General features: G+C 67.2%; 15 protein-coding genes and 1 pseudogene. 9 read left to right on the top strand and 7 right to left on the bottom strand.

Translation table 11 applies throughout. The features are described 5' to 3' along the window. Positions 1–133 precede the first annotated feature (133 nt). Positions 134–592, top strand: coding sequence for a hypothetical protein (locus tag ACFV15_RS46085; protein ID WP_378359571.1), 459 nt, complete (start codon positions 134–136; stop codon positions 590–592). Between the two features lie 23 nt (positions 593–615). Here the strand turns inward: ACFV15_RS46085 and ACFV15_RS46080 are convergent, their stop codons facing one another. Both ACFV15_RS46080 and miaB read right to left on the bottom strand, forming a co-directional pair. Then, positions 616–1,062, bottom strand: a complete 447-nt coding sequence (locus ACFV15_RS46080; RefSeq protein WP_378359574.1) for a hypothetical protein — start codon at positions 1,060–1,062, stop codon at positions 616–618. 5 nt (positions 1,063–1,067) lie between these two features. Continuing rightward, entirely contained in the window at positions 1,068–2,549 is a 1,482-nt protein-coding gene (gene miaB, locus ACFV15_RS46075) for a tRNA (N6-isopentenyl adenosine(37)-C2)-methylthiotransferase MiaB (protein WP_378359569.1), read from the bottom strand. A 48-nt stretch (positions 2,550–2,597) separates the two neighbouring features. Between miaB and ACFV15_RS46070 the strand changes: the two genes are divergently transcribed. After that, positions 2,598–3,515: a TAXI family TRAP transporter solute-binding subunit gene (locus tag ACFV15_RS46070; protein WP_378359568.1), complete on the top strand. Its 918-nt coding sequence runs from the start codon at positions 2,598–2,600 to the stop codon at positions 3,513–3,515. On the opposite strand, the gene ACFV15_RS46065 is transcribed toward ACFV15_RS46070, so the two are convergent. Together ACFV15_RS46065 and ACFV15_RS46060 are read right to left on the bottom strand one after the other, a co-directional pair. Next, positions 3,487–4,899 (bottom strand): ATP-binding protein, encoded by a 1,413-nt coding sequence (locus ACFV15_RS46065; RefSeq protein WP_378359566.1) that lies wholly within the window; start codon positions 4,897–4,899, stop codon positions 3,487–3,489. The two genes, ACFV15_RS46070 and ACFV15_RS46065, sit on opposite strands and share 29 nt — an antisense overlap. Positions 4,900–4,903: 4 nt before the next feature. Then, positions 4,904–5,587, bottom strand: a complete 684-nt coding sequence (locus ACFV15_RS46060; RefSeq protein WP_370942989.1) for a response regulator transcription factor — start codon at positions 5,585–5,587, stop codon at positions 4,904–4,906. Positions 5,588–5,880: 293 nt separating this feature from the next. Here ACFV15_RS46060 and ACFV15_RS46055 point away from each other — a divergent pair, with 293 nt between their 5' ends. The 4 genes from ACFV15_RS46055 to ACFV15_RS46040 all read left to right on the top strand — a co-directional run bounded on the left by ACFV15_RS46055 (position 5,881) and on the right by ACFV15_RS46040 (position 9,167). Further along, complete coding sequence (locus ACFV15_RS46055) at positions 5,881–6,609, top strand: amino acid ABC transporter ATP-binding protein (RefSeq protein WP_378359572.1); 729 nt, start codon at positions 5,881–5,883, stop codon at positions 6,607–6,609. A gap of 52 nt (positions 6,610–6,661) precedes the next feature. Next, a complete protein-coding gene (locus ACFV15_RS46050; protein ID WP_378359564.1) occupies positions 6,662–7,573 on the top strand; it encodes a glutamate ABC transporter substrate-binding protein in 912 nt (303 codons plus the stop codon). 86 nt (positions 7,574–7,659) lie between these two features. Continuing rightward, positions 7,660–8,307 (top strand): amino acid ABC transporter permease, encoded by a 648-nt coding sequence (locus ACFV15_RS46045; RefSeq protein ID WP_378359563.1) that lies wholly within the window; start codon positions 7,660–7,662, stop codon positions 8,305–8,307. Further along, positions 8,304–9,167 carry an amino acid ABC transporter permease gene (locus ACFV15_RS46040; RefSeq protein ID WP_378359561.1) on the top strand — a complete coding sequence of 288 codons (864 nt, stop codon included), beginning with the start codon at positions 8,304–8,306 and terminating at the stop codon, positions 9,165–9,167. Before ACFV15_RS46045 ends, ACFV15_RS46040 begins: the two co-directional genes overlap by 4 nt. A 62-nt stretch (positions 9,168–9,229) precedes the next feature. On the opposite strand, the gene ACFV15_RS46035 is transcribed toward ACFV15_RS46040, so the two are convergent. Continuing rightward, positions 9,230–9,574, bottom strand: a complete 345-nt coding sequence (locus tag ACFV15_RS46035; RefSeq protein ID WP_378359559.1) for a hypothetical protein — start codon at positions 9,572–9,574, stop codon at positions 9,230–9,232. A 230-nt stretch (positions 9,575–9,804) separates the two neighbouring features. On the opposite strand from ACFV15_RS46035, the gene ACFV15_RS46030 reads away from it, so the two are divergent. Continuing rightward, positions 9,805–10,257 carry a class I SAM-dependent methyltransferase gene (locus ACFV15_RS46030; RefSeq protein WP_378359557.1) on the top strand — a complete coding sequence of 151 codons (453 nt, stop codon included), beginning with the start codon at positions 9,805–9,807 and terminating at the stop codon, positions 10,255–10,257. Here the strand turns inward: ACFV15_RS46030 and ACFV15_RS46025 are convergent. Then, positions 10,254–10,811, bottom strand: a complete 558-nt coding sequence (locus tag ACFV15_RS46025; protein WP_378359555.1) for an HD family hydrolase — start codon at positions 10,809–10,811, stop codon at positions 10,254–10,256. The two genes, ACFV15_RS46030 and ACFV15_RS46025, sit on opposite strands and share 4 nt — an antisense overlap. Before the next feature lie 8 nt (positions 10,812–10,819). Continuing rightward, entirely contained in the window at positions 10,820–11,176 is a 357-nt protein-coding gene (locus tag ACFV15_RS46020) for a MerR family transcriptional regulator (protein ID WP_378359554.1), read from the bottom strand. A gap of 49 nt (positions 11,177–11,225) precedes the next feature. Between ACFV15_RS46020 and ACFV15_RS46015 the strand changes: the two genes are divergently transcribed. Then, positions 11,226–11,648, top strand: a complete 423-nt coding sequence (locus ACFV15_RS46015; protein WP_378359552.1) for a PPOX class F420-dependent oxidoreductase — start codon at positions 11,226–11,228, stop codon at positions 11,646–11,648. Between the two features lie 195 nt (positions 11,649–11,843). After that, positions 11,844–12,299, top strand: a pseudogene (locus ACFV15_RS46010) (IS1380 family transposase); the annotation flags it as partial.

Genomic DNA, 12,299 nt, shown 5'->3' with positions numbered 1-12,299 from the left:
GGTTTGGCCGGTTCTAACCGGCCAAACCACTCACGACCCTTTTGCGTGGAACACTCACAAGTGGATAACGGGACGTCACCTGGTCGAGGGTTAGCGATCACTCATCGCAATCTTGAGTGGTCCACTGTGGACCATGAACCACACACTGATTTCACGCGCCTGCCGCACTTTCGCGGTGTTGGCGATCAGCTGCGCTCTGGTGGCCGGGTTCACCCCGGCCGCGTCGGCGATCGGTTCCCCAGTCACGGCCGCTTCGACCACGAACGGCAAGAAGAAGGTCAACGTCGGCTTGGACCTCTCCAAGAAGCAGGCCAAAGCCAACGAGGAGGTCAAGCTCAAGGGCAAGCTCGACGTGCTTGAAGGCGGCTTGCTCAGCGACGACGCCGTGTCGTCCGGCTCGGAAACGCTGATCCTGCAGACGCAGATCAGCGGGGGCGTGTGGGTCGACTACGGCAGCTACTACTGCAAGCCGAAGGGGACGTTCTCGCTGAACTTCAGCTTCAGCGCGACCGTTTCACTCCGGCTGTACCACCCGGAAACCACGCTCTACCTGAGCGCGTACTCGAGCATTTCCCTGCTGACGATCCTCTAGAACCGTGGTGCCTGGTTCCGCGCTCAGGCGCGGGACCAGGCCGCCCGCATCCACTGGATGCCGAGCAGCATGGTGGCCAGCCAGGCGATGATCATGCCGATGCCCGGCCCGGTGCCGATCGCGTTGGCCGCGACCGAGGACTGCTGCGACCAGATCGCCAGAATGCCGTCGACGAAGGCGAACCAGCCGCCGACCGCGCACACCCACGCCATCCACCAGCGGCGCAGGCCCAGCGTCAGTGCGGACGCGAAGACGCCGACACCGGTCGAGGTCGCGGCGAACAGCTGCGGGATGCCGCCGCCCGCCCCGGTCAGCACCTGCCAGCCGACGTGGTCGCCGACCCACGGCAGCAGCTGGCCGATGATCAGCACGAACACCAGCACCGCGATGGTGAACCCGCGCTTGCCGAGGTCGATCGTCCGCGCGGCCTTCTCGACGACACCGTCGACGTCCGCGGCCAGTTCTTCCATGTCGTTCACAGCGAGCACCCACCGGTCGTAGCGGGCAACGGCGCGGGCGCGCCGAAGGAGGGCAGGCCGAGGCCTACGCCGTCGGTCTTGGGCCGCAGTCCGGCCTCGACGTTGTCACCCGCACGGGTACGCCGGTGCGAGAGCAGGTCGCCATCGGCCACCAGGTGGTGCGGCGCGCCGTAGGTGACCACGGTTTCGACGATGTCACCGGGCCGGACCGACCGGTCGATCATCGGGCCGGTCGGCGCGAAGTGCACGAGCCTGCCGTCACGCGCGCGGCCGCTCATGCGGTGCGTCTCGGCGTCCTTGCGGCCTTCGCCGGTCGCGACCAGCAGTTCGACCTTGCGGCCGACGATCTTCTTGTTCTCGTCCCACGCGACGTCGTTGACCAGCTTCACGAGACGCTCGTAGCGCTCCTGCACCACGGCCTTCGGCAGCTGGTCCGGCATCGTGGCGGCCGGCGTGCCCGGCCGCTGCGAGTACTGGAACGTGAACGCGCTGGAGAAGCGCGCCTGCGCGACGACGTCCATGGTCGCCTGGAAGTCTTCCTCGGTCTCACCGGGGAACCCGACGATGATGTCGGTGGTGATCGCGGCGTCCGGCATCGACTCGCGCACCCGGTCGAGGATGCCGAGGTACTTCGCCGAGCGGTACGACCGCTTCATCTCACGCAGCAGCCGGTCCGAACCGGACTGCAGCGGCATGTGCAGCTGGGGGCAGACGTTCGGCGTCTCGGCCATCGCGTCGATGACGTCTTCGGTGAACGCGGCCGGGTGCGGCGAGGTGAACCGGACCCGCTCCAGGCCCTCGACCTCCCCGCAGGCACGCAAAAGCTTGCCGAACGCGAGCCGGTCGCCGAACTCGACACCGTAGGAGTTGACGTTCTGCCCGAGCAGCGTCACCTCCAGCACGCCCTCGTCGACCAGTGCCTGCACTTCGGCCAGCACGTCACCGGGACGGCGGTCCTTTTCCTTGCCGCGCAACGCGGGCACGATGCAGAACGTGCAGGTGTTGTTGCACCCCACCGAAATCGACACCCAGCCCGCGTACGCCGACTCGCGGCGCGCGGGCAGCGTCGACGGGAAGGTCTCCAGCGACTCGAGGATCTCGACCTGGGCCTCGGAGTTGTGCCTGGCGCGCTCGAGCAGCGTCGGCAGCGAGCCGAGGTTGTGCGTGCCGAACACGACGTCGACCCACGGCGCCCGCTTGACGATCTCGCCGCGGTCCTTCTGCGCGAGGCAGCCGCCGACGGCGATCTGCATGTCGGGCTTCGCGAGCTTGTCCGGCCTGATGTGGCCGAGCGTGCCGTACAGCTTGTTGTCGGCGTTCTCCCTGACCGCGCAGGTGTTGAACACGATCAGGTCAGGGGTGCCTTCATCCTCGGCGGGGACGTAACCGGCACCCTCGAGCTGGCCCGCGAGCCGCTCCGAGTCGTGCACGTTCATCTGGCAGCCGAAGGTCCGGATCTGGTAAGTGCGCGCGCTCATCTCGCGTTCGAGAGTACGCGGTTGACCTGGTCTGGCACGATCGGGTCCGTGACCGCGCCCCTCACAACGACCCGCCGGATCAGCCTCCTCGCACTGACACTGGTGCTGCTCGCGGGCTGCACGCCGGACTTGTCCGGAGAGCACGTGACGATCGCGGGCGGCGTCGACGGCGGCGTCTACTCGAAGCTGGCCAAATCGCTGGCCGGGGTGTGGGGACGCAGCCTCGGGCTGGCCGAAACGCCGAAGGTGCTGACGAGCAAGGGCTCACCGGACAACCTCGACAAGCTCGCGAGCCATGAGGCCGACGTCGCCTTCAGCGCCGCCGACGTGACCACCGGGCGGTCCGGGTTGCAGGCACTCGCCCGCATCTACGACGACTACCTGCACGTCGTGGTGCTGCGCGATTCGAAGATCACCGACATCAAGCAGCTCAACGGCCGCAAGGTGGCGGTCGGCTCGCCGGACTCCGGCGTCGCGTACATCGCCAAGAACCTGCTGGAACAGCTCGGCATCACCGCCGAACGCAAGCCGCTCAACCTGGACCCGGCGCTGGTGGAGCTGGTCGCAGGCTCGGTCGACGCCGTGTTCTGGTCGGGCGGGCTGCCCACCGACGCGATCACGAGGACGAACCAGACCACGCCGCTGCGGCTGCTCGACATGGGCGTGGCGATGGACGCGATGCGGCTGAAGGACCCGGTGTACCGCACGGCGACCATCCCGGCGTCGACGTATCCGCTCGGTACCGGGCCGGTCACCACGCTGGTCGTGCCGAATTACCTGGTCGTGCGCAAGGACATGTCCGTCGACCTGGCCGAGGCGCTGGTGGCAGGCCTGTTCGAAGCGGTGGGCGAACTCGGCAAGGTGAGTGCCGCCGCGCAGTCCATCGACGTCCATCCCGGCATCGAGACGATGCCGCTGGAGCTGCATCCCGGCGCGCTCAGGTACTACCGCGATCGGAAGCCTTGACCGGCAGCCGGACGACCACCCGCAGGCCGCCGCCGTCGGGCAGCTCCAGCCGCATGCCGCCGCCCGCGAGTGTCGCGATCTCGCTGACGATCGCCAGGCCCAGTCCCGAACCAGGCACGTTCTGATGCGCCTGGCTGCGCCAGAACCGGTCGGTGGCCCGCTCGAGCTCCTCCGGCCGCAGCCCCGGCCCGTGGTCGCGGACCGAGAGCTCGACGCCGTCGCCGACCGGCTCGACCGAGATCTCCACGACCGAACCGGGTTCGGAGAACTTCAGCGCGTTGTCGATCAGGTTGTCGAGCACGACCTCCAGCCCGCGTGCTGGCGTCGGCACCGCGAGCCCGTCACCGAGACCGTGCGTCTCCAGCCGGACCCGCTCGGCCTTGGCGACGACACGCCAGTCCGCCACCCGGTCGGCGATCGAGGTGTCGAGGTCGGCGAGCACCAGGTCACCGGCCGAGGCCTCCGCCCTGGCCATGGACAGCAGCCCGTCGAGGATCTGGTTGAGCCGGTCGGCGTCGGCCATGGCCGCTTCGAGCTCCTCGTCGGCCGCCGGGTCCACATGGCCGTCGAGGTTCCCCAGCCGCAGCTTGAGCGCGGTCAGCGGGTTGCGCAGCTGGTGGGACGCGTCCGCGACGAACGCGCGCTGGGCCAGCAGCGCCTCGCCGACGCTGGCGGCCATCCGGTCGAACGAGCTGCCGAGCTTGCGCAGCTCCGGCGGCCCGCTGGCGGCGCCGACCAGCTCCACGTCACGCCCGCTGACCACGGCGGCCACCAGTGACTCGGTCGCCTCGTCGAGCCTGCGCACCGGGCGCAGGATCCAGCGGACCACCGGCAGCGCGACCAGCAGCGCCAGGCTGAACGCGAGCACCGCGCCCGCGGCGATCAGCGTCCAGTAGAGAACGAGCAGCGCGCGTGCCTTGCCGGTGTCCGAGATCGTGACGACCGCGCCGCGCACCTCACCGTCGATCAGGATCGGCTCGGACAGCACGAGCGGGCTCGAATCCCAGGGCATGAGGAGCGCGCCCGGCTCCGGCCGCCTGCCCGCGAGCGCGGAGTCGAGCTGCGCGGCGACGGCCGCGCCGGTCCCGTCGAACGCCGCACCGTCCCTGCTCGCGTACGCCGCCAGCACGCGGTCCTTGTTGAGCACGGCGATCGCCACGCCGTAGACCTCGCTGTAGCGCCTGAGCTGGACGGTGAGCTCGTCCGACCGGTTGTCGACGATGGGCCGCTGCGCGACCGAGGCGAACCGCGAGGTGTCGGTGAGCCGGTCGAGGAACAGCTCCTGCTGCACCCGGCCTGCGACGGCCAGCGCGAGCGGCACGCCGAGGCCGAACACGAGCAGCGCGACCAGCGACAGCACGATCGCCTGCAGTCTCAGCCGCATCGGGTCACTCCCGTTCCGGCTGGCCCGCCAGCCGGTAGCCCACCCCGCGCACCGTCTCGATCATGGCGGGACGGCCGAGCTTGGTGCGCAGCGTCGCGATGTGGACGTCGAGCGATCGGCTCTCCGCCGGTCCGCTGCGTCCCCAGACCTCGACGAGCACGTGCTCGCGGGTGCACACGGCGCCGCGGGCGGCGACGACCAGGGTGAGCACCTGGAATTCCTTGCGGGACAAGGAAACCACGGTGTCGCCGACGCGCACCTCGTGCCGGTCCAGGTCGACGTGCACGTCGTCGATGCGCACCACGCCGGTCGGCGCGGGCGACACGACGCCGCCGTCGCCACGCCTGCGGCGCACCGCGTGGACGCGGGCGACGAGCTCCTCCACGTTGTACGGCTTGACCAGATAGTCGTCGGCGCCGGCGCGCAGGCCGAGGATCCGGTCCTCCACCTCACCGCGCGCGGAGACCACGATGACCGCGACGTCGCTGACCGCGCGGATCTGGCGGCACAGCACGATCCCGTCGACGTCGGGCAGGCCGAGGTCGAGCAGTACCACGTCCACCTCGTGCACCCGATCGAGCACGCCGGCGCCCGAGGCCAGCCTGCGGATCACCAGCCCCCGGCGGACGAGCGCGGGCGTGAGGGCTCCGGCGACACGGTCGTCGTCCTCTACCAGCAATACCCGCAACCCTTGTTCCCCTCCATGAGGCCGCCCGAGCGGGCGAACCGGTGACGGACCGTGACCGATCCAGATTACACCGGGTGTGACCCCGGTAACGTCGTCCGTTTCGCCGGACTAGGGTGATCAGTAGTGATGAGGGGGAACGATACGGACTTGAAACCCTAAGTGTGGGTCAAGCGGGCTTTACATCGAGTTCGGCGGGAGTAGGTTTCCGCCATCGCGTGCTCGCTCTCGTGGACAACCTAAGAACCAGCAAGGCTCGTGGAGGCCAGATGACCGCCGCGCCGACGGCGCCGCCGATGATCAGGGCAGACGCCGTGAACAAGTACTTCGGCGACCTGCATGTACTCAAGGAGATCAACCTCGAGGTGCCCCGTGGGCAGGTGGTGGTCGTGCTCGGGCCCTCCGGCTCGGGCAAGTCGACACTGTGCCGGGCGATCAACCGCCTGGAGCCGATCAACTCGGGCGAGATCGCCGTGGACGGCAAGCCACTGCCCGCCGAGGGCAAGGCACTCGCGGCGCTGCGCGCCGACGTCGGCATGGTGTTCCAGTCGTTCAACCTGTTCGCGCACAAGACGATCGTCGAGAACGTCATGCTCGCGCCGGTCAAGGTGCGCAAGACCCCGCAGGCCGAAGCCCGCAAGACGGCGATGGAACTGCTCGAGCGGGTCGGCATCGCCAATCAGGCCGACAAGTACCCGGCCCAGCTCTCCGGCGGGCAGCAGCAGCGTGTGGCGATCGCCCGCGCGCTGGCCATGCGCCCGAAGGTGATGCTGTTCGACGAGCCGACCTCCGCGCTGGACCCGGAAATGGTCCAGGAGGTGCTCGACGTCATGACCAGCCTCGCCAAGGACGGCATGACGATGCTCGTCGTCACGCACGAGATGGGCTTCGCCCGTCGCGCCGCCGACCGGGTCATCTTCATGGCCGACGGAGAGATCGTCGAAGACACCACGCCCGACGAGTTCTTCACCAAGCCGAAGTCGGACCGTGCCAAGGACTTCCTCGGCAAGATCCTGACCCACTGAGCGTGGTACCGCGGCTGACGCCGCACCGTCGAAACAAACAGGAGAGATTCACATGAGGATCCGCACCCTCGCGGTGGGACTGCTCGTCGGCGGTCTTGCGCTGACCGCCTGTGGCAAGGAAGGCTCGCCGACCGACAAGCCCGCCGAGGGCCAGTCGAACGCCGCCACGCTGCCGGAGTACGTGGTCGCGCAGAACGTGGACGTCGCGGGCTCCCCGGCCTTCGCCAAGGCCAAGACCGCCGGCAAGATCACCATCGGTGTCAAGGACGACCAGCCGGGTCTCGGTAAGAAGAACCCGACGAACGGCGAGTACTCCGGTTTCGACATCGAGATCGCACGCCTGGTCGCCGCCAGCCTCGGCTTCGGCAAGGACAAGATCGAGTACAAGGCCATCCCGTCGGCCAACCGCGAGCAGGCCATCACCAACGGTGACGTCGCGTACTACGTCGGCACGTACACGATCAACGACAAGCGCAAGGCACAGATCTCCTTCGCCGGTCCCTACTTCCAGGCCGGCCAGGACCTGCTGATCCGCAAGGACGACACGTCGATCACCAGCAAGGACACGCTCAAGGGCAAGAAGGTCTGCTCGGTAACCGGCTCGACCCCGATCCAGAAGGTCCGCGCGGACAAGCTGACCGAAGACGCGAACATCGTCGAGTTCCAGAACTACTCGCAGTGCGTCGACAAGCTGCTCACCAAGGACGTCGACGCCGTCACCACCGACGACGCGATCCTCAAGGGCTTCGCCTCGCTGGACAAGGACAACCTGAAGGTCATCGGCCAGCCGTTCTCCAAGGAGCCGTACGGCATCGGGCTCGGCCACGACGACAAGGCACTGCGCGACAAGATCAACGACACCCTGCAGAAGGCGCTGGACGACGGCACCTGGCAGAAGATCTACGACGCCACGCTCGGCAAGTCGGGTTCGACCGCGACCAAGCCGACCCTCGAGAAGTACTGACAGTCACGTCACGGCCGGTGGATGAACGCTGTCCACCGGCCGTGGTCGTATCCACCCACTCCTGAGAAGGAAGCAGCGGGGGCTCGATGAACGTCCTGCTCGACAATCTGGACCTCTTCGGTCCTTTCTTCCTCACCACGATCGAACTGTTCGCGCTCGCCGCGGTCGGCAGCCTGATCTTCGGCACCTTCCTGGCGATGCTGCGGGTGAGCCCGGTGCCGGTGTTCCGCGCGTTCGGCACCGCCTACGTGACCATCGTCCGCAACACCCCGCTGACGCTGGTCTTCCTCTTCATGGTCTTCGCCTTCCCGCTGCTGAAGATCGTCAAGCTGGACTACTTCCCGGCAGCGGTGGTCGCGCTGACCGTGTACACCTCGGCGTTCATCTGCGAGGTGGTCCGCTCGGGGATCAACACCGTGCCGGTCGGCCAGGCCGAGGCGGCCCGCGCGCTCGGGCTGACCTTCACCCAGATCCTGGGCCAGATCGTCCTGCCGCAGGCGCTGCGGTCGGTGGTCCCGCCGCTGATCAGCACCCTGATCGCGCTGCTGAAGAACACCACGATCGCGGCCGGTTTCTCGGTCGCCGAAGCGGGCGCGATCCGGCAGTACCTTTCCGAGCGCGGTGAGAACCAGCTGGTCGGGCTGCTCTGGGTGGCGCTCGGCTTCATCATCCTGGTTTCCGTGCTGTCCGTCGTCCAGCGCAGCCTGGAGAAGCGCTGGAGCGTGGCCCGATGAGCAACGTCCTGTTCGACATCCCGGGGCCGAAGGCACGGCTGCGCTACCGGGCGTTCGCGGTCATCGGCGTCGTGGCCGTGGTCGCGCTGATCGCGTTCGTCGCCTACCGCTTCTACGACAGCGGCCAGTTCACCCCGAGCAAGTGGGAGTGGCTGCAGTACAAGCAGGTCCAGGAAGATCTGCTGAGCGCGATCTGGTTCACGCTCAAGGCGTTCGGCGCCGGCGCGGTGCTGGCGCTGATCTTCGGCGCGATCTTCGCGGCGGGCAGGCTCTCCGATCACGCGTGGATTCGCAACATCGCCACCGCGGTCGTCGAGTTCTTCCGGGCGATCCCGCTGCTGGTCCTGATGTTCCTGTTCTACTACGGCCTGCCGATCGCGGGGGTCCAGACGACCCCGTTCCTGGCCGTGGTGCTGGGCCTGATGCTGTACAACGGCTCGGTGCTCGCGGAGATCTTCCGCGCGGGCATCCAGTCGCTGCCGCGCGGGCAGTCCGAGGCGGCGTACGCGCTGGGCATGCGCAAGACCCGGGTGATGATCTCGGTGCTGCTGCCGCAGGCGATCAGGGCGATGCTGCCGACGATCATCAGCCAGCTGGTGGTGCTGCTCAAGGACACCGCGCTCGGCTTCCTGATCACGTATCAGGAGCTGTTGTACTACGCCAAGTTCATCGGCTCACAGGGTGAGTTCTCCCGGCCGATCGTGCCGTCGACGATCGTGGTCGGCGCGCTCTACGTGGTGATGTGCCTGCTGCTGACAGCTCTGGCGAACTACCTCGAGAAGCGCAACCGCCGCAACAAGAAGGTCATCAAGACGGCCAAGCCGAAGGCCGCGGATCTCGCGCTGGCCGACCCGCACTGAGCCGCCAACACGGCAAAGGGGCGCATCCACGCGGTTCGTGGATGCGCCCCTTTCGCATTCGCCTAGCGGAACTGCAGATCCGCGAATGTGGCGCGCTCACCACCCGCGCAGGCCGTGGTGGAGAATTTGCCCTTGGCGATCCAGTTTCCGTAGTACGGCCCACGCCCATCGCACCAAATCAGCACCCTGTGCTGACTGACAGGCGCATCGGCGGTGCAGTACGAGTAAGCGGTGCCACCACCCTGCTCCGGGTCATAAGCGTTATAGCGGGCCGAACAGCTCCCCGCGGTGACGCCGTCGGTGGCCGCGCTCGCCATCGGCGCGCCGGAAAGCACTGCGGCGGCAGCCAAAGAAATGGACGCAGCGCCCATCAAAAGTCTTTTCACGAATATTCTCCCCTTCAGCACACTGCCACCCCTACGACAGTTCGCCACCATGATCACCAGCGGGTACGAAAGTTTCATACCGCCAAATGAGTGGTCACCCGTCAAGCATCCTTGGCGCTTCAAGGATGCTTGAAAAGCATCGCCAGATGATCTCGGCGGCACCAACTGGTGGGTCAACTTCCCTGACTGAGCAGGACAGATGAGCCGCTTGGGCCTGTCGAACGCAGCGCGGGTCGGCTAGCGTCCGGCTCATGGCGGGCCGGGAGCGAGTCGAACAGGACGCCATCCTGTCCGCGCTGCCGGGACTGGCCGGTAAGTCCGTACTGGTCGTCGGTTGCGGCGACGGCCACTACCCTCGCCTGTTCCGCCTGGCAGGCGCTTCGCGGGTCATGGGTGTCGACTCATCACAGGAGTTGATCGCCATCGCCCAGCGTGCCGAAGAACGCGACCCGCTGGGCATCTCGTACGAGATTCACGAAACGGCGAGACTGCCGAGAATGGGCGTCTACGACTTTGTCACGGTCACCTGGCCAACCGGTTCACCCGACACGGATTCGATCGTCACGCACCTTTCACCGAATCTGAAATCCGGTGCGCGGCTGGTCATTCTGTCGCCACCCCCTGAAATCGAATCCGTTTTCACGCGGGCGGGTTATCGCTCCGTCCAATCCGACCAGGATTTCTTGGTGCTGCTGAAGGATTAGCCTCGCCACGTCATCGGGGAAAGCTCGACAGCCACTTCGGCGACACGGCGGCCGGTTTCGGTGCTGATGCCCTTGAGTGCGGAATTGATCCATTCCTGGACGCGTGCGACACCGATGTCCCGGTATTCGACGGCCTGCAGCAACATTTCGAGTTTGTCGGCGTCTCGGGCGCAGCGGGATTCGGGAGTCTCGGCCGCTTCGTACTCGGCGACGGCTTCGCGGACCGAGTTCTTGGCGCGCTCGGGGAGTTTCGCGGTCTGGTCGGCGGTGATCTCCCGCGGATCCGGCTTGGTGAGGTACGGCCTGGCGGTGTGCGGGAGGTCGCCGGTGCGTGTCTCCTGCGTGTCATGCCAGAGCGCGAGGTACGCGGCCCGCGCGGGATCGGCGCCCTCCTCGGCCGCCAGCAGCCCGGCCAGCTGCGCGACCCGCATGCTGTGCTCGGCCACCGACTCGGGATCCCGCACCCCGGCCTGCCACCAGCCCGCCCGCCGGATCCGTTTCAGTATCCCGAGCTCGTACCCGAAAGCCGCCAACGCGCTGGCCTCGTCCGACACATCTCTCCTCAGGGTTTGGTTTCCGTCGCGGCGATGTAATCACGAAGGGCTTCGCGGGACCGGGTGAGCGTGTCGATCTGCTCGTCCAAGCCCTTGAGCCGGGTGCGCAGCACGTCGCGCAGCTCCGCGCAGGGTTCGAGGTCGGGTGCCGCGCCGCTGACGCAGGGCTGCAGGTAGCCGATGTCCTCGGTCGACAGCCCGGCGTCGAGCAGCTTCCTGATCTGCAGCACGGTCAGCACCGCGTCGTCGGAGTACTCGCGGTAGCCGCTGGAACCGCGGCAGGGCTCGAGCAGGCCCTGTGCCTCGTAATAGCGCAGCTGGTGCGCTCGGACTCCGGTACGTCTGCTCAACTCGCCGATCAACACGCGCGTCCCCCTTGACCTTCATACCGGTGTGAAGGTTGACGATTCTGCCATGTCCTTCGATCCACACACGCTGCTCGCCCAGAGCAGGCTCGGCGTACTCGCGACGATCAAGCCGGACGGCCGCCCGCAGCTCTCACCCGTGATGCCGTTCTACGACAGGGAAACCGGCGTCATCCACGTCTCGATGCGCGACGGTCTGGTCAAGACCGTCAACCTGCGCCGCGACCCGCGCGCCACCCTGGAGGTCACGAGCGCCGACGGGTGGTCATGGGCGACCGCCGAGGGCACCGCGACGCTCATCGGCCCCGGCACCGACCCGCACGGTCCCGAGGTCGAGGCCCTGGTGGACTACTACCGCACCGCCGCGGGCGAACACCCCGACTGGGACGAATACCGGGCGGCGATGGTGGCCGACCGCAGGGTTCTCATGACCATGACGGTCGATCACGTCTACGGCGCCAAGGTGTCGTGAAGTCCGCCTCGCCGACGTGAACGCCACTTTCACAAAGTTGAGCCTGGATCCGCCGAGGATCTTGGTGAGTTGATCGTGTCGTGGACGCGCAGATGCCCTCTGACTTGGGATGATTGTTCTTGCGAAGGAAACAATCCGACCGAGTGAGAGGGCATCTGCTGAATGCGATCATCTCATAGTGCCGTCCGGACCGATGTGAGGTTCGATGATGAGAGTGTCGTGTCGTGCGCCGGGCTGGTGCCGGTGATGCGGCTGGCGGAGAACATCGGCCTGGGTGAGCTGATCGACGAGCGTGTTGACCTGGGGATTCCGGTTGGCGCGAACAGTGACGCGAAAGCGTTGTCGGTCGTGGCCGGGATGGTGATCGGCGCGGATTCGATCGATGATCTCGATGTGATCCGCCATGGCGCGATGCGCCGGTTGTTCGATCGGGTGCGGGCGCCCTCGACGTGCGGGTCGTGGCTGCGCGGGTTCACCGGCGGGCATGCCCGCCAGCTCACCTCGACCGCCGCCGAAGCGCTGGTCCGATTGTCGGCGCAGGCACCGTTGCTGCCCAGCGCGGAGCAGGTGGCGTTCATCGACATCGACGCCAAGATCACCGAGGTCTACGGGCATCGCAAAGATGGAGCCGGGTTCTCCTATCAGGGTGTC

Source organism: Amycolatopsis sp. NPDC059657 (genome assembly GCF_042734395.1).
Lineage (GTDB): Bacteria > Actinomycetota > Actinomycetes > Mycobacteriales > Pseudonocardiaceae > Amycolatopsis.
The sequence above is the reverse complement of the archived record's forward strand: the minus strand, read 5'-3'. Positions and strand labels throughout refer to the sequence as shown.